Source organism: Azospirillum agricola (assembly GCF_017876095.1).
In the GTDB taxonomy this organism is placed as follows: Bacteria; Pseudomonadota; Alphaproteobacteria; order Azospirillales; family Azospirillaceae; genus Azospirillum; species Azospirillum agricola.
The window spans coordinates 340,644-362,083 of sequence record NZ_JAGINM010000003.1 but is presented as its reverse complement, the minus strand read 5'-3'; the positions used below and the strand labels follow the sequence as shown (position 1 = coordinate 362,083).

The following is a 21,440-nucleotide window of genomic DNA, read 5'->3' as shown; positions in this document are numbered from 1 at the left end:
GACTGCCTTTCTGTTACTTTGCATTATTGTTATGAATTATAACTATTACGGACGCCGCCGTCAAGCGGACCGCCCTCCGCCACCGTCAGGCGGCGCGGTCGGAAAAGCCGAGATAGCTCTCGATGACGCGGGGATCCCTGGCCAGGGTCTCCGCCGGACCTTGCAGCGTCACCGCCCCGGTCTCCATCACATAGCCGTAGTCGGCGATGCGCAGGGCGGCCCGGGCGTTCTGCTCGACCAGCAGGATGCCGACCCCGGTGCGGCGCAGGTCGGAGACGAGGCGCAGGATCTCCTTCACGATGCGCGGCGCCAGCCCAAGGCTCGGCTCGTCGAGCATCAGCAGCTTCGGGCGCGCCATCAGGGCGCGGCCCATCGCCAGCATCTGCCGCTCGCCACCCGACATCGTGCCGGACATCTGGCGCCGCCGCTCCTTCAGGCGGGGGAACAGCGCGTAGACCTCCTCCAGCGCGTCGGCGACGCGCTCGCCGCGCGGGCGGGTGTAGGCGCCGAGCCGCAGATTGTCCTCCACCGACAAGGTGGTGAACAGCTCGCGCTTCTCGGCGACCAGGGCGATGCCGCCGGCGACCCGCCGCTCGATGGACAGGCCGCCGACCGGCCGCCCCTGGAAGCGGATCTCGCCCTGCGCCGGCAGGATGCCCATGGCGGCGTTCAGCAGGGTGGTCTTGCCCGCCCCGTTGGCGCCGACCACGGTGACGATCCGGCCGACGCCGATCTCCAGCGACACCCGCCGCACGGCTTCGATCTTGCCGTAGGCGACGGACAGGTCGCGCAACGCGAACAGCGGCTCGCTCATTCGATCCCCCCGAGATAGGCGTCCAGCACCGCCGGGTCGTTGCGGATGTCCGCCGGCACGCCCTCGGCGATCCTGGCGCCGAACTCCATGACGACGAGCCGGTCGACCAGCCCCATGACGAAATCCATGTCGTGCTCGACCAGCAGGATGGTGGTGCCCTCCTCGCGCAGGCGGCGCAGCAGGGCGCCCAGCGCCTGCTTCTCCGCGTGGCGCAGGCCGGCGGCCGGCTCGTCGAGCAGCAGCAGCAGCGGGTCGAGGCAGAGCGCCCGCGCGATCTCGACGATCCGGCTCTGGCCCAGCGCCAGCGTGCCGGCGGGGCGGTGCAGGCTGTCGCCCAGGCCGCAGCGCTCGAGCTGGACCGCCGCCTCGCGGCGCAGCCGGGCCTCCTCGGCGCGGTCGAGGCGCAGCACCGCCCGCAGCACCCCGGCACGGCCGCGCAGATGGGCGCCCAGCATCACGTTGTCGAGCACGCTCATCTCGGGCAGCAGCTTGACGTGCTGGAAGCTGCGGGCGACGCCGCGCCTTGCGACGGCGCGCGCGGGCAGCCCGCCGATGCCGCTCCCCAGCAGGCGGACGGCGCCGCCCGAGGGCCGCAGCACGCCGGTGATCAGGTTGAAGGTCGTGCTCTTGCCGGCGCCGTTGGGGCCGATCAGCCCGACGATCTCCCCGGCCGCGACCGAGAAGCCGACGTTGCGCACCGCCGCCAGCCCGCCGAAGCTCTTCTGGAGGTCGTCGATCTCCAGCAGCGGACGGCCGCGCTCCGGCAGGCTCCGGCGCGGCAGGGGCTCGGCGGCGGGATCGACCGCCGGCGCGGCGGGGGCCGGCAGGAGGCGCGCCGCCAGCGGCCACAGCCCACCGCGGGCGTGTTGCAGCAGCAGGACGAGCAGCCCGCCGAAGACGATGGATTCGTAGTTGCCCGAACCGCCGAACAGCCAGGGCAGGACGACCTGCAACTGGTCCTTCAGCAGCAGCACCAGCCCCGCCCCCAGCACCGCCCCCCCGATGTGGGAAACGCCGCCGACCACCGCCATGAACAGATACTCGATGCCGGCGTTCAGCCCGAAGGGCGTCGGGTTGACCGCGCGCTGGACATGGGCGAACAGCCAGCCGGACACCGCCGCCAGCAGCGCCGCGTAGACGAAGGCGACCAGCTTGGCCCGCGCGGTGTCGACGCCGGAGGCCTCGGCCGCCAGGACGCCGCCGCGCAGCGCCCGGATGGTGCGCCCGACCCGCGAATCGAGCAGGCGGACGGTCGCCAGCGCGGCCAGCGCGACGATGCCCCAGATCACGTAATAGACCGAGCGGCCGTCGTAGAGGGCGTGGCCGGCGACGCTCAGCGGCGGGATGTCGGAGATGCCGTCGTGGCGGCCCAGCGCGTCGAGGTTGCCGAACAGGTAGAACAGGCTGATCCCCCAGGCCATGGTGCCGAGCGGCAGGTAATGGCCGGACAGCCGCACCGTCAGCAGCCCGAGCAGCAGCGCCGCCGCCCCGGTCAGCAGCAGCGCCGCGACCAGCGTCAGCCAGGGCGAGACGCCGTGGACGGTCGACAGCACCGCCGTCGTGTAGGCGCCGAAGCCGCAGAAGGCCGCCTGCCCGAAGGAGGTCAGGCCGCCGACCCCGGTCAGCACCACCAGCCCCATCGCGACCAGCGCCGACAACCCGACGGCGTTCAACAGGGTGATCCAGAATTCCGGCACCCCCGGCAGCAGCGGCAGCGCCGCGCCGGCCGCCAGGATCGCCAGCCCGGCGAAGCGGACCGGCCCGCCCGTCGCCGGGAGGCGGCTCATCGACAGCGCGCTCATTCCTCGTCCTCCGCCGGGCCGCTGCGCAGCGAGCGCCACAGCAGGACCGGGATGATGATCGTGAAGACGACGACCTCCTTGAAGCTGCTGGCCCAGAAGGAGGCGAAGGCCTCGACCAGCCCGACCAGGACGGCGGCGGCGGCGGCCAGCGGAAAGCTGACCAGCCCGCCGATGATCGCGGCGACGAAGCCCTTCAGTCCGGTCAGGAAGCCGGTGTCGTAGAAGACCGTCGTCACCGGCGCGATCAGCACGCCCGACAGCGCGCCGATGAAGGCGGCCAGCACGAAGGCGATGCGCCCGGCCGCCGCCGTCGGAATGCCGACCAGCCGCGCGCCCAGCCGGTTGACCGCCGTCGCCCGCAACGCCTTGCCGGTCAGCGTGTGGCCGAAGAAGGCCCACAGCGCCAGGATCAGGCCGCCCGTCACGCCGAGGACCCACAGGCTCTGGCCGGTGATCGTCGCCGGCCCGGCCTCGATCACGGCGGTGCTGAAGGGCGCGGTGCGGAAGCCCTCGGCCCCGAAGAAGACCAGCCCCAGCCCGACCAGCGCCAGATGGACGCCGACCGCCGCGATCAGCAGCACGAGGACCGGGGCCTCGGCCAGCGGACGGAAGACCAGCCGGTACAGGAAGGGGCCGAGCGAGGCGACCATCGCCAGCGTCAGCGGCACCTCGGCCAGCGGCCCGAGATGCCGGGGCGCCGCCCACCAGGCCGCCGCCAGGACGGCGGCGGGAAAGCCGACGTCGCCCGCCAGCGCCGCGAGGACGCGGCGCGGCGACCGTCGGTCCGGCAAGCGGATCAGGTCGTCGAGGAAGGCCGCCGCCCCCAGCAGCAGGGCGAGCCACGCGGTCTGCGGCAGCACGCCCCGCTCGAAGGCCGCCAGGGTCAGCGCGCCGTAGGCGACGAATTCGCCCTGGGGGATGAAGATCACGCGGGTGATGGTGAAGACCAGCACGAGCGACAGGGCGAGCAGCGCGTAGATCGCGCCGTTCGTCACGCCGTCCTGGGCCAGGAACAGGGCGATGGTCGGGTCCAAGGAATGACCTCCGGGACGTCGGATGCGGGGGGCCTCGGCCTTACTTCAGGAGCTTCCATTGGCCCTTTTCGATGGTCAGCAGCACGTGGCCGCGCTCGTCGAGGCCGAAATGGTCGTCCTTGGTGAAGTTGAAGACGCCCTGGGAGGCGGGGATGTCCCGCTCGCTCTCCAGCGCGTCGCGCAGGGCCGACCGGAACTCCCTGGTGCCCGGCCTGGCCGTCTTCAACGCGGCGGGCACGACGCGGTTCAGCACCTGGACGGCGTCCCAGCCATGGGCACCGAACTGGGTGCGGCTGTTGGCGCCGAATTTCGCCTCGTACCGGGTGACGTAATCCAGCGCCACGGCGCGCACCGGGCTGGATTCCGGAAGCTGCTCGGCCACCATGACCGGGCCGGAGGCGAGGATGGCGCCCTCCATCGCCGCGCCGCCGATGCGGATCAGGTCGTGGGTGACGGCGCCGTGGGTTTGGTAAATGACGCCCTTGAAGCCGCGTTCGCGCAGCGCCAGCTGCGGCAGCGCCGCCGCCGTGCCGGACGCGCCGACCAGCACCACGTCGGGCCGCGCCGCCATCACCTTCAGCACCTGCCCGGCGACCGAGGTGTCGGCGCGGGCGTAGCGCTCCTCCGCCACCAGCCTGAAGCCGCCGTCGCCGGCCAGCGCCTTCAGGTCGCGCAGCCAGAAATCGCCCCAGGCGTCGGAAAAGCCGATGAAGCCCACCGTCTTCACGCCGGCGGCCTTCATGTGCGCGACGACGGCGCGGGCCATCAGCGTCACGTTCTGCGGCAGGCGGAAGGTCCAGTTGTCCTTGCCGGCGGGCAGGTCGATCGGCGACAGCGCGAGCTGCGGCACCTCGCTTTCGCGCGCCACCCCGGCCACCGCGATGGCGGCGCCGGTCATCACCGAACCGAGGATGACGTCCACCTTCTCCTCGGTGATGAGGCGGCGGGCCTGGGTCGTCGCCGTCGTCGGGTCGGACGCGTCGTCCACCACGACCAGCCTGACCTTTTCCCCGCCGATCTCCTCGGGGAAGAGGGTCGCCGTGTTCTTCACCGGGATGCCGAGCGCCGCCGTCGAGCCGGTGGCCGGCACGATCAGGCCGATGGTGATGTCGGCCGCCGCCGCGCCGGGCAGCAGCGCCACGGCGGCGGCGGCCAGCAGAGCGCGGCGCAAGCGCGGGCGGACGCCGTCGCGGCGGGCGGGCGGGTGGAGATCGGACATGCGTTTCCTCCGGTTCTGGCGATTGCTTTTTGGAACGGCTTCCCGGCGCCGGCCTTGCTGGTCCGCAGGCGCCGGGATGAACGCGACGGAAGTCGCTCGACGCCATGATTGTGATTTAATATAACAGTTATAATTATGACGGTAAAGCCCCCAGGCGGCGTCGCTCCCGGGTTTTGCGGACGGAGGCTGCCCGTGGATGGGAGCGATGATCCGCGCCCCACGCCCAACACCGGACCGCCGGGACGGCACTTGCTTTTGTGACGGGCCGTTGGCGGTCAGGCCCCCGAATGGATCGCGTCGCCGGCTATCGGGAGCCTTGGCGTCCAGGCCTCAATGTCCGGGGCTCAATGTCTGGCAACGCACCGTGCGGATTTCCTCCTGCCGCCTTGCTGTTGCCGCAGCAAGGCGGACGATGCGCCCCATTGGAACGCCCCGGCGTGGGTCATCATCAAGAAATGCAACAGGCCGATCACGTCCATCCCGTGTCGGACGTCGGTCACGCCCGGCCGCCTTTCCGACAATCCCTGGACGCTCAAGCGCAATTCGGGCTAGATTGGCCGGCTCGATCGTAACCGGCACCCCATGAACGGCCGCAGCGTGAGACAGAACGAGCTTGATCATCCCGATATCGATCCCAAGGGCCACGGGGCCGGCGCCCCGTGCCGCGCGGTCCCGACCAAAAGCGGCTGGCCGTTCTCGATCCAGCGAGGCTGGCGTGCGCCCCGTGTGCGCCCCGCGCGACCCAACGGATTGAAGACACTGGAAAATCCATGACTTTTCAAGCACACAGACTGTCCGTTGCGCCGATGATGGACTGGACCGATAGACAGTGCCGCTACTTCCATCGCCTGCTGTCCAAGAACACGCTGCTCTACACCGAGATGGTGACCACCGGCGCCGTGCTGCACGGCGACCGCGAGCGGCTGCTCGGCTTCGACGCGGCCGAGCATCCGGTGGCCCTGCAACTGGGCGGGTCCGATCCGGCGGATCTGGCCGCCTGCGCGCGGATCGCCGAGGAATGGGGGTATGACGAGGTCAACCTGAACGTCGGCTGCCCGAGCGACCGCGTCCAGTCCGGCCGGTTCGGCGCCTGCCTGATGGCGGAACCGGATCTGGTCGCCCGGCTGGTCGGCGCCATGCGCGAGGCGGTGTCGATCCCGGTCACCGTCAAGTCGCGCATCGCCATCGACGAGATGGAGGAATGGCCGACGCTCGACCATTTCGTCCGCACCGTTTCCGCCGCCGGCTGCACGCACTTCATCGTCCACGCCCGCAAGGCGTGGCTGAAGGGACTCAGCCCCAAGGAGAACCGGGACATCCCGCCGCTGCGCCACGACCTCGTCCACCGGCTGAAGCAGGAGCGGCCGCATCTGACCATCGCCATCAACGGCGGCATCCGCAGCCTCGACGAGGCCGAGGAGCATCTGGCCGGTCTCGACGGCGTGATGATCGGCCGCGCCGCCTACGAAACCCCCTATCTGCTGGCCGACGCCGACCGCCGCGTCTTCGGCGGCGCCCCCGGCCCCGACCGTCACGCGGCGGTCGCGGCGATGGCCTCCTATGCCGAGGAACGGATGTCGCGGGGGACGCCGCTGTCGGCGATCACCCGCCACATGCTGGGCCTGTTCCAGGGGCTGCCCGGCGCCCGCGCGTGGCGCCGCCACATCAGCGAGAACGCCCACCGCCCCGGCGCCGGGCCGGACCTGCTGCTCGCCGCCGCCGCCCTGGTGCGCGGCGGGGGGCCTGACACGGCCACCGACACGGCGGAGGGGCAGCTCACGCCAGCGTGACCATCCCGCTTTCCGGGACCGGACGGTAGCGGTAGAAGGCGTCGCGCACATGGCGGCGCAGCGTCTCGTCGTCGCAGGGCTTGGTGAGGAACTTGAACACGGAGCCGCGGTTGACCGCCTCCATGATCGCCTCCAGGTCGGTGTGGCCGGACAGGATGATGCGGATGGTGTCGGGGTGGAGGTCGCGGGCGATGCCGAGGAACTCGGCGCCCGACATCCCCGGCATGCGCTGGTCCGATACGATGACCTGCACCGGTTCCAGCGCCAGGATGCGCAGCGCCTCCTCGCCGCTGGCCGCCGTCAGGATGCGGTAGTTCTCGCGCCGCAGCACCCGTTTCAGCGCGGTCAGCACGTTGGGCTCGTCGTCCACCAGCAGCAGGGTCTGCCCGTCGGCGCCCTCCGGTTTGGGCAGGGCCAGCGTCCGGTTCCGGCGGAGCTGGTCGGCGAAGTCGGCGGCCTCCACCGGCCGGCTGAACAGGTAGCCCTGGATCTCGTCGCAGCCCTGGCGGTGCAGGTAGCTGAGCTGGGCCTCCGTCTCCACCCCCTCGGCCACCACCCGCCGCTTCAGCCGGTGGGCCATGTCGATGATGGTGGTGGCGATGGCCGCGTCGTCGGCGTTGCGGGTGACGTCGTTGACGAAGGAGCGGTCGATCTTGACGATGTCGAAGGGAAACCGCTTCAGATAGGCCAGCGAGGAATAGCCGGTCCCGAAATCGTCCAGCGCGAGGCAGATCCCCATCTCGCGCAGCCGGCGCAGCACGCGGGCGGCCTCATCGGAATCCTGCATCAGCGCCGTTTCGGTCAGTTCGCACTCGATGAGGGCGGCGTCGATCCCGTGGCGGCGCAGGGCGTCGGCCAGGGTGCGCTCCACCTGTCCGCGGCGGAGCTGGGCGGCGGACAGATTGACCGCCAGCGGCACCACGTCGAGCCCCTCGCGCAGCCAGGCGGCCTGCTGCCGGCAGGCGGCGTCGATCACCCAGGCGCCGAGCGGCACGATCAACCCGGTCTCCTCGGCGAGCGGGATGAAGGCGCCGGGCGGAATCAGCCCCTTCTCGGGATGCCTCCAGCGGACCAGCGCCTCGGCCGCCTCGATGTGGCCGTTGGCCAGGCTGACGCGGGGCTGGAAATGCAGAACGAACTGCCGGGCCTCCAGCGCCGTGCGCAGGTCGCTTTCCAGCGCCCGTCGCCGGGCGATGCGCTCGTTGATCTCCGCGGCGTAGTAGAGGAAGCGCTGGGCCGACGCCTTCGCCTGCCCCAGCGCCGCCTCGGCGTGCTTGAACAGGGTCTCGGCGTCGCCGCCGTCGTTGGGAAACAGCGCGCCGCCCATCTGCGCCGTCACATGGAACGACCCGTCCGGCAGGTCGAGCGGCCGCTCGATGGCCGCCAGCAGGGTTTCGACCAGCGTATCGGCCACCCCCACCCCGTCGGCGAAGGCGGCGATGGCGAACATGTCCGAGCCGCAGCGGGCGACGCAGCCCAGATCCCCCAGCGCGGCGCCCAGCCGGTCGGCCGTGCGCTTGAGCACGAAATCGCCGACATGGCGGCCCGCCTCGCTGTTGAGCTGGGTGAAGCCGGCGAGGTCGGCCACCAGGACGCGCAGCGTCCGCCCGTCGCGCCGCGCCGCCTGGATGAGCTGGTCGAGCCGGTCGAGATAGAGCGTGAGGTTCGGCAGGCCGGTCAGCGAGTCGTAGAAGGCGACGTAGTTGAGTTTCTCCTCCTTCTCGATGCACTCCAGGCAGAAGGAGATGTCGCCCGCCAGCTCGTCGAGAAGCTGGACCTCCTGCTCGTCGAAGAAGTTCAGCTCGCCGGCGGCGAAGGCGATGACGCCGACCGGACGGTCGCCGACCAGCAGCGGGAACACCGCCTTCGACAGGTGGCCATGCGCCAGCAGGGCGTCGCGCAGGGGCGCCAGCCCCGGCTCGTTGACGCAGTCGTTGCAGATGAACGGGCGCATCTCCCGCAGCGCCCGGCTGGCCGGCGTGTCGGCGCCGCCGCCCGGCAGACGCACCGCGATGTCGATCTCCGCCATGTCGCCCCATTGCGCGACCAAGCGGGGCGCCCGCGTGGCGGGGTCGAGGGTTCCGACCCAGGCGCAGCGGAAGCCGCCCTCGACGACGGCGATGCGGCAGACCTCGCGGAACAGGCAGTCGCGGTCGAGGGTACGGACGATCAGCGAATTGATGCCGCTCAGCACCGCGTAGAGGCGGGTGAGGCGGGCGAGACGCTCGCCCTGCCGGCCGCGCTCGACCACCTCGATCTCGAGCTGGGCGGCGTGGCGCCGCACCTCCTCGTGCTGGGCCAGCCCGCCATGGACGAGCGACAGTTGCGCGGCCAGCATGACCGCGAACATCTCGTCCTCCTCGCCGAAGCCCTCGCCCCCCACCTTGTCGGCGAGGTAGAGCAGGCCCGGCGCCGTCGTCGCCGAGCGGACCGGGATCACCAGGATGCCGTTCGCCGGGCCATGCACACCCGGCAGGACGTCGGTCACCGGCCCGCCGGCCCGGCCCCGGTCGCGGTGGCGTTCGCCGTCGACCAGCACGCCGCGCAGGAAGCTGGTCCGCCAGTCGAGGCTGGCGAGGCGCACGGCCCCCTCCTCGGAAAGCCCGCGGTTGCACCAGTCGGCGATCACCCGCCCCTCGCGGTCGAGGAAGCCGATCACGACGTACCGGCAATCCATGATGTCCTGGGCGGCCCGGCAGAACAGCCGCAGCAGCTGCGGCCGCTCGCTCTCGCCCGGCAGGGCCAGCGCCAGCTCGAGCAGGGCGAACAGCCGCATGCTCATCCCCTGCACCGCCTCGAAGGCCGGATCGGGCCGCCGCCCCCGCGCCGGGCCGTCCAGCGTCTCGCCATACTCGGCCAGCCCGCGGTCGAGCGCCTCCTTCATGCGTCCCTGGAGGTCGGCAAGCTCCTTCAGGTAGCCGGGGGCGGGGGCGGTCCCCGGCATGGTCACGGCCGGCTGGCGCCGCTCGTCGAGCCCGAGCGCCCGCGCGACGGTCGCCAGGATGGTCTTGGGGTCGGACGGCTTGGCGAGCACCATGGTCACGCCGCAGCTCGCCGCCAGCGCGTAGGCCTCGGTCAGCCGGTAGGTCGTGGTGTAGAAGATGACCGGCAGGGCCGTCGTGCGCGGGTCGGCGCGCAGGGCGAGCGCGAAATCGACCCCGCCCATCCCCGGCATCAGCACGTCGGAGATGACCAGCTCGGGGCCGTGCGCGAGGGTCAGGGCCAGCCCCTCGGCGCCGTCGGCGGCGCACAACACCTCGTGACCGGCGTAGCCAAGCAGGACCGTCAGGAACTCACGATTGACGATGTGGTCGTCGACCACCAGAATCCGGGCCATCCCCAGCGCTCCCCCAACACGCCCCCGCCCCGCCCCCTTCACGCCATGGCGGGGAGGAACTGCTCGATCCGTCGCAGGAAATCCGCCGGCACGATGGGCTTGGCGATGAACCCGTCGAAGCCGTCGGCCAGAAGCCTCGCCACGTCGTCGCCGCCGCGCGACGCCGTGGCCACCAGGACCGGAATGGCGGAGCGTTCCGGATCCGCCTTCAGGCGGCGGACCACCGCGGAACCGTCCATCCCCGGAAGGTGGGAATCGCAGACGATGAGATCCACCGGCTGGTCGGCGGGCTGGCCGGTCGCCGCCTCCAGGCCGGCGATTCCGTCGGCGGCCCGCACGGTCTGATGGCCGGCCGCACGCAGCAGATAGGTCATCAGCTCCATGTTGTCCGGATTGTCGTCAATCACCAGGATGCGCGCCATGATCGCCCCCAAACGGTAGAACGAGACTGAAAACGCTGCCCCGCCCCAGGGCGCTGTCGCACAGCACGCGGCCATCGACCAGGCCGGCCAGCCGCCGCGCCTGATAGAGGCCGAGCCCCGGCCCGCGCCGGGTGCGCGGCGCGGTCGACACCAGCTGCGTGAAAGGCTGGAACAGCTTGCCCTGATCCTCGGCGGACAGGCCGGGGCCGGTGTCGGCGATGCGGATGGCGACCTCGCGCTGCCCGGCGGCGGGCCGCTCGCAGGCCAGCGAGATCCCGCCGCGCTCGGTGTGGAGAACCGCGTTGGCGACCAGACGGCTCAGGATCATCTCGAGGATCCGGGGGTCGGTCCGCAGCACCACCTCGCCGTCCGGGATCGCGGTTTCGAAGGTCAGCCCCTTGGAGCGGGCCGCGTCCCGCCATTCCCGCGCCACCTCCTGCACCACCGCCCGGCAGGACACCCGGCACAGCCGCGGCTCGATGGTGCCGGTCTCGATGCGCAGGGCGTCCGGCAGGCCGTTGATCTGGGTCAGAAGCTCCTGGGCGCAGGTCTCGATGATGCCGATCTGCCGCTCCTGGTCGGCGGTCAGCGGGCCCGGCAGCCGCATCAGCAGGGTGGCGGCGAAGCCGGTGATGCCGCCGACCGGCGTGCGGATGTCGTGCAGCAGGCGGCCGAGGAAACGGTCCTTGGCCTGATTCAGCGCGTCGAACACCTTCACCCTGGTGCGCAGCGCCTGGATCGTCTCCTGGGCGGCGGCGATGTCGAACGGGGCGGCGGCGATCAGAAAGCCCGACGCCTCGCCGGCCTCGCCGCGCGTCGGCGTGACCAGCGCCGGGCGCAGGAGGGTGCTTCCGTCCTTGTGGCGGAAGGCGGCCATGCCCTGGCAGAAACCGTCCCGCAGCGCCCGCTCCATCATGAGGCGCAGCGGCTCCGCCCCGGTATCCGCCCCCTCCGCCCCGGAGGGGAGCAGCAGCGACAGCGGCCGCCCCTGGATCTCCCGCGCCTCGTAGCCGCAGAGGCGTCGCGCGGCATCGGACCATGACCGCAGCGTTTCATTCCTGTCACACGCAATAATCGCATGCGTGTGTAGGTCCTGCGGTTGATCAACGCCCGAATCGAGTCCGGCAGCGGTTTCAGGACAACCCGCTTTCGCCCTGACATTGGTCATACTTTATCCCCGACAAAACGCCTAACGAGACATCTTATGACATATGCGATGCGGAAAGGGCTGCAACGAGACAACGGTACGATGAGCAAAGCATGATTCACAATCTATATTTAACGTTTACCTGATAGCCTGCCATAGGGATAATAGGCCGTCGCGCAATTTTAATTCCCTCAGAAATAACGAGGGCATTGCCGCATGGCCGCACTTTCGCCCGAAACGGTTCAAAGCCTTCTGATCGGTACCGGCGAAACGCTGTGCGCGGTGCCACTCATGAGTGTCGTGGAAACAATGAGGCCCATGGCAATCGAGCGGTTGCAAGGCTGTCCCGACTTCGTTGCGGGGCTGTCGGTCATTCGCGGCGTCCCGACCCCGGTGGTGGTGCTGTCGGCCCTGCTCGGCCTTCCCGGCGGAACCATGGCCGCCCCTTCCATGGCGGCCGGGGACGTGCGGCGCTTCGTCACGCTGCGGACCGGGGGGCAGGACGACCAAGGCAGCGTCGCCCTGGCGGTCGATCGCGTGATCGGCGTCCGGCGGCTGGAGGCGCGCAGCCTGACGACGGCGCCGCCGCTGCTCGCCGGCATGCCCATGGACGTGGTGGGACGGCTGGGCACCCTCGACGGCGCGCTGCTGATGGTGCTGGAGGCCACCCGCCTGCTTCCGGCCACCCTCCTCCGGACTCCTGCCGCCCTACCCGCGAGCGGCATGCCGGAGCCCCGCGCCACGGACGTCCTTCCCTCATGACGGCTCCCCGACGCACCGGAATGATCGAGACCGGCGCACCCGACAGCGGCGCCCCCGACAGCTCCGGACGCGACTCCGACGCGGCGGAGCGCCTGCGGGACATCCTGGCGCGCCGCCTGGGGATGGCGTTCGCCGACGAACGCCGCGACCAGTTCGCCGACCTGCTGTCGACGCGGCCCTGGGCGGCCGGCTGCCCGGACGCCGGGGCCTACCTCGCCCTGCTCGAGCGGGCGCCGCCAGACCACCCGGAGCTGCGGGCGCTGGCCGAGCGGCTGACGGTCAACGAAACCTATTTCTTCCGCCACATCGACCAGATCACCGCCTTCAGCGAGGTGGCGCTGACCGAGCGCGCCCGATCCTCCGCCGGCTCCCGGCGGCTCCGCATCCTGTCGGCCGGCTGCTCCAGCGGAGAGGAGCCCTACAGCCTGGCCATGGCGGCGCGGGTCCACCCCCTCCTCGCCGGGGGGGATTGGGACATCGCGGTCACCGGACTCGACATCGACGCCGCACAGATCGCACGGGCGCGGCACGGCGTCTATTCCGAATGGGCGCTGCGGGCGACGCCGGAGGACCAGCGCGCCCGGCATTTCCGGAACGTCGGCCGCGCCCTCCATCTCGACCCGAGGATCAGGGCGATGGTCGCCTTCGAAACCCGCAACCTGATGGACGAGGATCCGGCCTTTTGGGCGGAGCACCGCTTCGACATCATCTTCTGCCGAAACGTCCTGATGTATTTCACGGTCCCGGCCATGCGCGCGGTGGTCGGCCGGCTGGCGCGCTCGCTGGCTCCCGGCGGCTTCCTGTTCCTCGGCGCGGCGGAAACCCTGCGTGGAATCAGCGAGGATTTCGATCTCTGCCACACGCACGACAGCTTCTACTACCGCCGCCCGGCCGCGCCGGGAGGGACGGAAGGCGTCCGCCCCCCCGACCTTCCGCTTCCGCCGGCCGTGGCGGGGCCTCCCCCGTGCGAGCCGGCTCCCTCCTGGCCGGACGAGATCGCCAAGGCGGCGGACCGCATCACCGCCCTGCTGGCGGCCCTCCCCCCCGCTCCCCGTGAAGCGGAGCGGCCGGAACGGTCCGCCCCCTCCCCGGCAGGCGTCGCGACCGCCGACGCCCTCCCCGCCCGGCCCGCCGCCCCGCGGCAGCTCGAAGCCGTCCGCAGCCTGCTGCACCAGGAGCGCCATCACGACGCCGTGCGGGCCCTGGACGCCCTGCCGCCCGACGTCCGCGACCATCCCGACGCCCAGCTCCTGCTGGCGGTGGCGCTGACCCAGCGCAGCGCGGTCCGGCTGGCCGGCGAGGTCTGCCGCCGGCTGCTGGCGCGGGACGGACGCAACGCCGGAGCCCACTATTTGATCGCGCTCTGCGCCGACCATGACGGCGACCCCGCCGCGGCCTGGGAGCATGCCCGGACCGCCGCCTACCTCGACCCCGGCTTCGCGATGCCGCATGTCCACATGGGCCGGCTGGCGCGGGCCGGCCGGCGCCCCGATGCGGCGCGGCGCGCCTTCCGCCAGGCCATCACCCTGCTGGAGTGCGAGGATGCGTCCCGCATCCTGCTGTTCGGCGGCGGCTTCAACCGCGAAACGCTGCTGCGGCTGTGCCGCGCCGAACTCCTCGCCACGGGGAGGCCGGCATGAGCGGCGACCGCCCTTCCGATTCCGGCCACCCCGATTCCGAGACGGCCGCCGCCCGCTCCGCCCTCCGCGCGATGCGCGACGCCTTCGACCGCTCCTTCGCCCTGCCCCGGCAAAGCCCGGCCGCGCAAACCGAGGAATTCGCCGCCATACGCCTCGGCGCGGAGCCCTACGCGCTCGCCCTCCGCGACCTCGCGCGCCTGGAGGCGGCGCGGCCGGTCGTGCCGCTGCCCGGCGGGCGGGCCGGGCTGTTGGGGGTGGCCGGCATCGGCGGCCGGCTGGTTCCGGTCTTCGGGCTGGCGGCGCTGCTCGGGCTGGAGAGGACGCCGGACGCGCCGCGCTGGTTCGCCCTCGCCGGCCGCGACGACGGGCGGGAGGAGCCGCTCGCCTTCGCCTTCGACCGCTTCGACGGGCATGTGGCGGTTGCCCGCGAGGCGCTGGACGAGGCCGGTTCCGCCGGGCCGCGCCCCCATGTCCGGCAGGTGCTGCGGCGGGACGGGGAGCCGCCGCGGCTGGTCATCGACCTTCCCCGGCTGGCCGCGGCCCTGCGCGCGACGGCCCAGGACACCCGCAAGGCCTGAAGAAGGGATGCCGCAGATGGAACGCACCTGGAGCTTTGGACGGAAGATCGGGCTCGGCTTCGCCGGCATGGTGATGGTCACGGTGCTGACCAGCCTCGCCACCGCCGTCACCCTGACGGCGGTCCTCGACAAGGCGGAACAGACCCTGTCGGTGCACGCGCGGCTGGTCATGCTGGCCAAGGACATGGATTCGGCGACGGAGAAGACGACCTCGGCCGTGCGCGGCTATCTGCTGGTTCCCGACGAGGCGACGCTGGCCTTCGTCTCCGCCTCCCGCAAGGAGTTCCTCGACCTGCTGCCCCCGATGCAGAGCCTGATCTCCGGACGGGCCGACGAGGAGGCGTTCACCACGATCGTCCGCCGGGAGGCCGACTATTGGAGCGAGGTCCAGCGTTTCGTGCAGCTGCGCCAGTCGGGCGTCCCGCTCGACAGCGTCGCGTCCAGCTTCCAGAGCGACCTGCGCCCGAAGGCCCGCGACACCCGCAACGCGATCGACGCCTTCACCCAGCGGCAGGAGACGCTGCTCGACGCCAACTGGCGGGACACCGTGGCCTGGTCGCGCTCCGCGACGCTGCTGGCGACCGCCCTCGGCGCGCTGGCGATCCTGGCCGGCTCGGCCCTGGCCTTCGGCCTGACGCGGACGCTGAAGCGCCAGATCGGATCGGCCGTCCAGCACATCCGCAGTTCCTCCACCGAGTTGCAGAGCGCCGCCAGCCAGCAGGCCAGCGGCTCGCGCGAGCAGGCGACGGCGATGAACGAGATCACCGTCACCGTCCAGGAGCTGCTGGCCACCTCCAAGCAGATCGCCGAGAGCGCCCAGCGGGTCGCCCGCATCGCCGAGGAAACCGCGGTCAACGCCAACAACGGCAACCAGACGGTGGAGCAGGCCCAGGAGGCGATCGGCGGCATCAAGCGGCAGGTCGACCTCATCGTCTCCCACATGCTCGACCTCGGGCGGAAGTCGCAGCAGATCGGCGGCATCCTCGACATCATCAACGAGCTGGCCGAGCAGACCAACATCCTCGCCATCAACGCCACCATCGAGGCGGCCGGGGCCGGCGAATCCGGGCGCCGCTTCGGCACCGTCGCCGACGAGATCCGCAAGTTGGCCGACCGCGTCGGCAACTCGACCAAGGAGATCCGCGGCCTGATCGAGGAGGTGCGCGCCGCCGTCCACACCACCATCATGGCGACCGAGAACGGCGTCAAGACGGTGGAGACCGGCACCCGGCAGTTCGGCGAGCTGGCCTCCGGCTTCCGCCGCATCGTCTCGATGGTCGGCACCACGACGGAGGCGGCGCGGGAGATCGGGCTCAGCACCAAGCAGCAGTCCACCGCCGTCGAGCAGGTCAACATCGCCACGGCGAACGTCGCCCAGGCCACCAAGGAGGCCGAGACGAGCGCCCTCCAGACCGTCCAGACCGCCTCCGACCTCGCCCGCCTGTCGCAGACGCTGCTCCAGCTCGTCCAGACCCAGGCCAAGGGGTGAACGGAGGATGCCGCAGGACCCCTATCGGTTCTTCCGCATCGAGGCCCGCGAGCTGATCGACGGGCTGGACCAGGGCATCCTCGCCCTGGAGCAGGGCGTCCCGGCGCGCCAGCCGGTCGGCGTCATGCTGCGCCTCGCCCACACCCTGAAGGGCGCGGCGCGGGTGGTCCGGCAGACCGACATCGCCGACACCGCCCACCGGGTCGAGGATCTGCTGGTTCCCTTCCGCGAGAGCGAGGCCCAGGTCCAGCCCGACGATTGCGCCGCGCTGCGCGCGCTGGTCCAGGCGATGACCGCGCGGCTGCGGGCGATCGACGACCCGGCCGCGGCCATCCCGCCAGCCCCCCCCACCGGACCATCGGCGCCCCGGCCATCGCCCGCCGCCCGCCCCTCCCCCCCGGCGCCGGGTACAGGGGCCGGGCCGGGGACGGAGCCGGGGACGGGAGGGGAAACGGGGACGGGGGAGCCGCTGCGCACGCTGCGGATCGGCATCGACGATCTCGACGGCATCCTGGGCGGCGTCGCCCAGGCCGGCGTTTCGCTGGAGACGCTCGGGCGGAGCGCCGCGGCGATCAGGGAGAGCCTGGCCCTGGCGGACAGCCTGGCCGCCGCCCTGGCGCCGGACCGGGACGGCGACGGGCGCGGGCCGGACTCCTCGACGGCGCGGGTGCGGGCGCTCGCCGGGCGGCTGAGGGACGCCCTGAGGGGGCTGCGCGACGATCTCGGGCAGGCGGTCGAGCGGACCTCCCGCGACCTCGGGCGGGCGACCGACGCCGTCCGCCGGCTGCGCCTGATCCCGGCGGCGACCATCGTCCCGGCGCTGGAACGCACCGTGCAGGACGCGGCCGAACAGCTCGGCAAGCCGGTCCGCTTCACCGCCGGCGGCGGCGAGGTTCTGGTGGACGCCGACGTGCTCGACGGGGTGCGCGACGCGCTGGTGCAGGTCGTCCGCAACGCCGTCGCCCACGGGCTGGAAAGCGCGCAGGACCGGGCGGCGGCCGGCAAGCCGGCGGCCGGGCTGGTGGAGCTGCGGATCGAGCGGCGCGGCCACCGGGTCGTCTTCCGCTGCCGCGACGACGGCCGCGGCCTCGACCTCGCGGCCATCCGGGCGGCGGCGCTGCGGCGCGACCCGTCGCGGCCGGTCGAGACGGTCGCCGCCATGACCCTGGACGAGGCGGTGACGCTGGTCTTCCGCGGCGGCCTGTCCACGGCGCGCAGCGTGACCGCCCTGGCCGGGCGCGGCGTCGGGCTCGACCTCGTCCACGACACCGTCCAGCGTCTCAAGGGCGGGCTGACCGCCAGCACCGAGGCCGGGCGCGGAACCGTGGTGGAGATCGGCGTTCCCGTCTCGCTGGCGTCGCTGACGGTGCTCCAGGTCGCCGCCGGCCCCTTCACCGTCTCCATCCCGCTCGACGCGGTGCGCCGCGCCGCGAAGGGAATCGCCGGGGACACGGCGTCGCCGCTGCCGGGCAACGCCCTGCTGATCGACGGCGAGGCGCTTCCCTGCCTGCATCTGCCGACGCTGCTGTGGCCGGACGGCGGGGCCCCGTCACCGGACGCCGCCTTCCCCGACGCCCCCTTTCCGGACGCTGCCTTTCCGGACGCTCCAGCGGCTGCGCCGACCCTGCTGGTGGTCGAGGCGCACGGCGCGCGGGCGGCGGTCGGCGTCGACCGGCTGCTCGGCGCCGGCACCGTCGTCATGCGGCGGCTGCCGGCGGCCTGCGGCAGCGTTCCCTGGGTCGCCGGCGCCTCCCTCGACGCCGACGGCACCCCCCGCCTCGTCCTCGACCCCGCCGGGCTGGTGGCGATGGCCCGCGACGGCCGGGGCGTCCCGCCACCGGCCAGGCCGACGGAACGCCGCCGGCTGCTGGTGGTCGACGATTCGCTGACGACCCGCATGCTCGAACGCAGCATCCTGGAAACCGCCGGCTACGACGTCGACCTCGCCAGCTCCGGCGAGGAGGGGCTCGACAAGGCGCGGGCGGGCGGGCACGCCCTGTACGTCGTCGACGTCGAGATGCCGGGCATCGACGGCTACGAGTTCATCCGCCGCATCCGCCGCGATCCGGCCCTGTGCCATGTCCCGGCCATCATGGTCACCTCGCTGTCCTCGGACCGGGACCGCCGGACGGCGGAGGAGGCGGGCGCGCAGGACTACATCGTCAAGAGCGAGTTCGACGAGGGCCGCCTGCTGCTGCGCATCCGCCAGCTGATCGGCGCTCCGGCGGGCGACCGTCCAATCTCCGGCCAGCCGGCCGGCAACCGGCCGAACGGGCCACAGGTGGAACAGGCATGGCAAAGCTCCGCACCCTGATCGTCGAAGATTCCCTGACCGTCCGGCGCCACCTCGCCGAGGTGCTGGCCGCCGACCCCGACATCGAGGTCGTCGGCGAGGCCGGCGACGGCCGGGAGGCGATCGACCTCTGCCTGGAGCTGCGCCCCGACGTGATCACGCTCGACATCGTGCTGCCGACCATGAGCGGGCTGGCGGTGACCGAATACGTCATGGCCTACCGCCCGACGCCGATCCTGATCGTCTCATCCTCCAGCAACCGCGGCGACCTGTTCAAGACCTACGACGCGCTGGCGGCCGGCGCGGTCGACGTGCTGGAGAAGCCGACCGGCGACGCGTTCGACGGGGTGTGGGAGCGCGGCTTCCTCGCCGCCGTCAAGCTGGTGTCCCGCATCAAGGTCATCACCCACCCGCGCCTGCGGCTGGGGTTGGGCCAGCTCCCGCCCGCGGCCGCCCCGGCGGCCCCGCCGGCGCCGCCCGAGCCGGTCCGGCCCTCGCTGGTCGTCGTCGGCGCCTCGACCGGCGGGCCGGCGGCCATCCTGGAGATGCTGCGCAACCTGCCGGCGGACTTCCCGCTGCCGATCCTGATCGTCATCCACATCGGCGAGCTGTTCGCCGCCGCCTTCGCCGAATGGCTGAACTCCCACTCGCCGATCCACGTCCGCTACGCCGAGAACGGCGAGCTCCTGCCCGGCCGCGGCCAGCCGGTGGTGCTGATCGCTCCGCCGGGCCGCCATCTGGTGGTCGACCACGGCCGGCTGCGCCTGACCGCCGACGCCGAGCGCCATTCCTGCCGCCCGTCGGTGGATGTGCTGTTCGAATCGGTGGCGCGCGAGATGGGGTCCCGCACCGTCGCCTGCCTGCTGACCGGCATGGGACGGGACGGCGCCCGCGGCATGCAGGCCATCCACGAGGCCGGCGGCGCCACGCTGGCCCAGGACGAGGCGACCTCGGTGATCTTCGGAATGCCGCAGGAGGCCCAGCGGCTGGGCGCGGTGGACCGCATGCTGCCGCTCGACGCCTTCGCCCCGGCCTTACGCGACTTCGCCGGACTGTCACCGCCACCGGGGGCGTGGCGATGACCGGCCCCGTCCTCATCGTCGACGACAGCCTGACGGTCCGGATGGACCTCCAGGAGGCGCTGGAGGCGGCCGGATTGACCTGCGTGGCCCGCGCCACGATCGAAAGCGCGCGGGCGGCCATCGCCACCGGGGCGTTCGTCGCCGTCCTGCTCGACGTGCTGCTGCCCGACGGCGACGGGATCGAGCTGCTGCGGGAACTGCGCGCCGACCCGGCGACCGCCGACCTGCCGGTGCTGATGCTGTCCACCGAGGCCGAGGTCAGCGACCGGGTGCGCGGCATGCGGACCGGCGCCGACGACTATGTCGGCAAGCCCTACGACCGCGGCTACGTGGTCTCGCGCGTCGAGGAGCTGCTGCGCCGGCGGCGCTCGGCGGCGGCGGACGCCCGCCCGCTGGTCCTGGTCATCGACGACAGCGCCACCTTCCGCGAGCATTTCCGCCAGACGCTGAGGGGGGCGGGCTACCGCGTGCTGCTCGCCCCGACGGGCGAGGACGGCCTGCGCTCGGTCGCCGCCGCGCGGCCCGACGCGGTGGTGGTCGACGCCCATCTGCCGGACATCGACGGCATGGCGGTGATCCGCCGGCTGAAGCTGGACGCGGCGTTGCGGCGCACCCCCTGCCTGCTGCTGACCGCCGCCGACGCCGCCCATTTCGAGGTGGTGGCGCTGGAGGCCGGCGCCGACATGTTCCTCAACAAGGGCGAGCCGGTCGCGGTCATCCTGTCGCGGCTGGAGGCGATGCTGCGCGGGGTCGGCCCCGCCGCCACCGCCGGACCGGAGCTGAGCAGCCTGTTCGGGCCGAAACGGGTGCTGGCGGTGGACGACAGCCCGAGCTATCTCCAGGAGCTTGGCGCCCGCATCCGCCAGAACGGCTACGAGGTGATCCTCGCCTCCTCCGGCGAGGAGGCGTTGACCCTGCTGGCGGCCCAGCACGTCGACTGCGTCCTGCTCGACCTGATCATGCCGGGGATGTCGGGGCAGGACACTTGCCGCCGCATCAAGAACACGCTGGCGTGGCGCGACATCCCGCTGATCATGCTGACCGCCTGCGAGGACAGCGACACCATGGTGTCCGCCTTCAACGCCGGGGCCGACGACTACATCGTCAAGTCGAGCGACTTCGAGCTGGTCCACGCCCGGCTGCGCGCGCAGATCCGCCGGAAATACTTCGAGGACGAGAACCGCCGCGTCCGCGAGGAACTGGCGGAGAAGGCGCGCGAGGCGGTGGAGGCGCGCGCCGCCCAGCGGCTCGCCCAGACGCGGGCGGCGCTGTCGGCCGAGTTGGAGCGCGCCAACAAGGAGCTGGAGGCCTTCAGCTATTCGGTGTCGCACGATCTCCAGGCGCCGCTGCGCACCATCACGGCCTTCGGCGACATCCTGGCGCGCGACCACGCGGCGACGCTGGACGCCGACGGCGCCTATCTGCTCGGCGCCATCCGGGGGGCGGCCGGGCGGATGGGGCAGCTCATCGAGGATCTGCTGCGGCTCGCCAAGGTCAGCCGGGGCGAGATCGGCCGCGAGCCGGTCGATCTCAGCGCGCTGGTCGCCGAGATCGCCGCCGGGCTGCGGGAACGGGACGCCGGGCGCGAGGTCGTCTTCGACATCCAGGAGGGGGTGACGGCGGCCTGCGACCGGCAGCTCATGCGGGCGGCGCTGGAGAACCTGATCGGCAACGCGTGGAAATACTCGTCGCGCAAGCCGCGGGCGACCATCGCCTTCTCCGCCTCCGGGCCTGGGGAAGACGGAGAAGCCACCATCTACACGGTCCGGGACGACGGCGCCGGCTTCGACCCCACGCAGGTCGACCGCATCTTCGCCCCCTTCCAGCGGCTGCACTCGGCCACCGAGTTCGAGGGGACCGGCGTCGGCCTCGCCACCACCCAGCGCATCATCCACCGCCACGGCGGGCGCATCTGGGCCGAGGGCGCCGTCGGCGAGGGGGCGGCCTTCCACTTCACCCTGCGCTCGCCGCTGGGAGCGGAGGCATCCGAGGCGCCGGCCGAGACACCCGCCGCCTGAGATTGCCGAAGCC

Annotated in this window: 15 protein-coding genes; 8 read left to right on the top strand and 7 right to left on the bottom strand. The window is 72.2% G+C overall.

Annotation, left to right across the window (positions count from 1 at the left end; all coding sequences use genetic code 11):
- Positions 1–85 precede the first annotated feature (85 nt).
- The 4 genes from J2847_RS05915 to J2847_RS05900 are packed head-to-tail and all read right to left on the bottom strand — an operon-like array spanning position 86 to position 4,869.
- Positions 86–814 carry an ABC transporter ATP-binding protein gene (locus tag J2847_RS05915; protein WP_209777870.1) on the bottom strand — a complete coding sequence of 243 codons (729 nt, stop codon included), beginning with the start codon at positions 812–814 and terminating at the stop codon, positions 86–88.
- Positions 811–2,616: a branched-chain amino acid ABC transporter ATP-binding protein/permease gene (locus J2847_RS05910; protein ID WP_233474310.1), complete on the bottom strand. Its 1,806-nt coding sequence runs from the start codon at positions 2,614–2,616 to the stop codon at positions 811–813. The genes J2847_RS05915 and J2847_RS05910 overlap by 4 nt, the downstream gene beginning before the upstream one ends.
- Positions 2,613–3,650, bottom strand: a complete 1,038-nt coding sequence (locus J2847_RS05905) for a branched-chain amino acid ABC transporter permease (RefSeq protein WP_209777868.1) — start codon at positions 3,648–3,650, stop codon at positions 2,613–2,615. The genes J2847_RS05910 and J2847_RS05905 overlap by 4 nt, the downstream gene beginning before the upstream one ends.
- Before the next feature lie 40 nt (positions 3,651–3,690).
- Positions 3,691–4,869, bottom strand: coding sequence for an ABC transporter substrate-binding protein (locus J2847_RS05900; RefSeq protein WP_209777866.1), 1,179 nt, complete (start codon positions 4,867–4,869; stop codon positions 3,691–3,693).
- 770 nt (positions 4,870–5,639) lie between these two features.
- On the opposite strand from J2847_RS05900, the gene dusA reads away from it, so the two are divergent.
- Positions 5,640–6,659 carry a tRNA dihydrouridine(20/20a) synthase DusA gene (gene dusA, locus J2847_RS05895; protein WP_209777864.1) on the top strand — a complete coding sequence of 340 codons (1,020 nt, stop codon included), beginning with the start codon at positions 5,640–5,642 and terminating at the stop codon, positions 6,657–6,659.
- Here dusA and J2847_RS05890 read toward each other — a convergent pair.
- The 3 genes from J2847_RS05890 to J2847_RS05880 are packed head-to-tail and all read right to left on the bottom strand — an operon-like array spanning position 6,646 to position 11,586.
- Positions 6,646–9,996 carry an EAL domain-containing protein gene (locus J2847_RS05890; RefSeq protein ID WP_209777862.1) on the bottom strand — a complete coding sequence of 1,117 codons (3,351 nt, stop codon included), beginning with the start codon at positions 9,994–9,996 and terminating at the stop codon, positions 6,646–6,648. The two genes, dusA and J2847_RS05890, sit on opposite strands and share 14 nt — an antisense overlap.
- A gap of 38 nt (positions 9,997–10,034) precedes the next feature.
- Positions 10,035–10,418: a response regulator gene (locus J2847_RS05885; protein WP_209777860.1), complete on the bottom strand. Its 384-nt coding sequence runs from the start codon at positions 10,416–10,418 to the stop codon at positions 10,035–10,037.
- Positions 10,396–11,586 (bottom strand): PAS domain-containing sensor histidine kinase, encoded by a 1,191-nt coding sequence (locus J2847_RS05880; protein ID WP_209777859.1) that lies wholly within the window; start codon positions 11,584–11,586, stop codon positions 10,396–10,398. Before J2847_RS05880 ends, J2847_RS05885 begins: the two co-directional genes overlap by 23 nt.
- A 195-nt stretch (positions 11,587–11,781) precedes the next feature.
- On the opposite strand from J2847_RS05880, the gene J2847_RS05875 reads away from it, so the two are divergent.
- Genes J2847_RS05875 through J2847_RS05845 form a run of 7 tightly spaced genes read left to right on the top strand, consistent with a single transcriptional unit; the run spans position 11,782 to position 21,427 of the window.
- Entirely contained in the window at positions 11,782–12,327 is a 546-nt protein-coding gene (locus tag J2847_RS05875; RefSeq protein ID WP_209777857.1) for a chemotaxis protein CheW, read from the top strand.
- Positions 12,324–13,967, top strand: coding sequence for a CheR family methyltransferase (locus tag J2847_RS05870; protein ID WP_209777856.1), 1,644 nt, complete (start codon positions 12,324–12,326; stop codon positions 13,965–13,967). The genes J2847_RS05875 and J2847_RS05870 overlap by 4 nt, the downstream gene beginning before the upstream one ends.
- Positions 13,964–14,545, top strand: coding sequence for a chemotaxis protein CheW (locus J2847_RS05865; protein WP_209777854.1), 582 nt, complete (start codon positions 13,964–13,966; stop codon positions 14,543–14,545). The genes J2847_RS05870 and J2847_RS05865 overlap by 4 nt, the downstream gene beginning before the upstream one ends.
- Positions 14,546–14,561: 16 nt before the next feature.
- Positions 14,562–16,034, top strand: a complete 1,473-nt coding sequence (locus tag J2847_RS05860; RefSeq protein WP_209777852.1) for a HAMP domain-containing methyl-accepting chemotaxis protein — start codon at positions 14,562–14,564, stop codon at positions 16,032–16,034.
- Positions 16,035–16,041: 7 nt separating this feature from the next.
- Positions 16,042–18,348, top strand: a complete 2,307-nt coding sequence (locus J2847_RS05855) for a hybrid sensor histidine kinase/response regulator (protein WP_209777850.1) — start codon at positions 16,042–16,044, stop codon at positions 18,346–18,348.
- A complete protein-coding gene (cheB, locus tag J2847_RS05850) occupies positions 18,327–19,409 on the top strand; it encodes a chemotaxis-specific protein-glutamate methyltransferase CheB (protein WP_209777848.1) in 1,083 nt (360 codons plus the stop codon). The genes J2847_RS05855 and cheB overlap by 22 nt, the downstream gene beginning before the upstream one ends.
- On the top strand, positions 19,406–21,427 hold the full coding sequence (locus J2847_RS05845) for a response regulator (RefSeq protein WP_209777847.1): 2,022 nt from the start codon (positions 19,406–19,408) through the stop codon (positions 21,425–21,427). The genes cheB and J2847_RS05845 overlap by 4 nt, the downstream gene beginning before the upstream one ends.
- Positions 21,428–21,440 lie beyond the last annotated feature (13 nt).

What these genes read in the sequence shown, in the direction of transcription:
- J2847_RS05915 (WP_209777870.1), bottom strand. Translation starts at nt 814, where the DNA reads ATGAGCGAGCCGCTGTTCGCGTTGCGCGACCTGTCCGTCGCCTACGGC.
- J2847_RS05910 (WP_233474310.1), bottom strand. Translation starts at nt 2,616, where the DNA reads ATGAGCGCGCTGTCGATGAGCCGCCTCCCGGCGACGGGCGGGCCGGTC.
- J2847_RS05900 (WP_209777866.1), bottom strand. Translation starts at nt 4,869, where the DNA reads ATGTCCGATCTCCACCCGCCCGCCCGCCGCGACGGCGTCCGCCCGCGC.
- dusA (WP_209777864.1), top strand. Translation starts at nt 5,640, where the DNA reads ATGACTTTTCAAGCACACAGACTGTCCGTTGCGCCGATGATGGACTGG.
- J2847_RS05890 (WP_209777862.1), bottom strand. Translation starts at nt 9,996, where the DNA reads ATGGCCCGGATTCTGGTGGTCGACGACCACATCGTCAATCGTGAGTTC.
- J2847_RS05885 (WP_209777860.1), bottom strand. Translation starts at nt 10,418, where the DNA reads ATGGCGCGCATCCTGGTGATTGACGACAATCCGGACAACATGGAGCTG.
- J2847_RS05880 (WP_209777859.1), bottom strand. Translation starts at nt 11,586, where the DNA reads ATGACCAATGTCAGGGCGAAAGCGGGTTGTCCTGAAACCGCTGCCGGA.
- J2847_RS05875 (WP_209777857.1), top strand. Translation starts at nt 11,782, where the DNA reads ATGGCCGCACTTTCGCCCGAAACGGTTCAAAGCCTTCTGATCGGTACC.
- J2847_RS05870 (WP_209777856.1), top strand. Translation starts at nt 12,324, where the DNA reads ATGACGGCTCCCCGACGCACCGGAATGATCGAGACCGGCGCACCCGAC.
- J2847_RS05865 (WP_209777854.1), top strand. Translation starts at nt 13,964, where the DNA reads ATGAGCGGCGACCGCCCTTCCGATTCCGGCCACCCCGATTCCGAGACG.
- J2847_RS05860 (WP_209777852.1), top strand. Translation starts at nt 14,562, where the DNA reads ATGGAACGCACCTGGAGCTTTGGACGGAAGATCGGGCTCGGCTTCGCC.
- J2847_RS05855 (WP_209777850.1), top strand. Translation starts at nt 16,042, where the DNA reads ATGCCGCAGGACCCCTATCGGTTCTTCCGCATCGAGGCCCGCGAGCTG.
- cheB (WP_209777848.1), top strand. Translation starts at nt 18,327, where the DNA reads ATGGCAAAGCTCCGCACCCTGATCGTCGAAGATTCCCTGACCGTCCGG.
- J2847_RS05845 (WP_209777847.1), top strand. Translation starts at nt 19,406, where the DNA reads ATGACCGGCCCCGTCCTCATCGTCGACGACAGCCTGACGGTCCGGATG.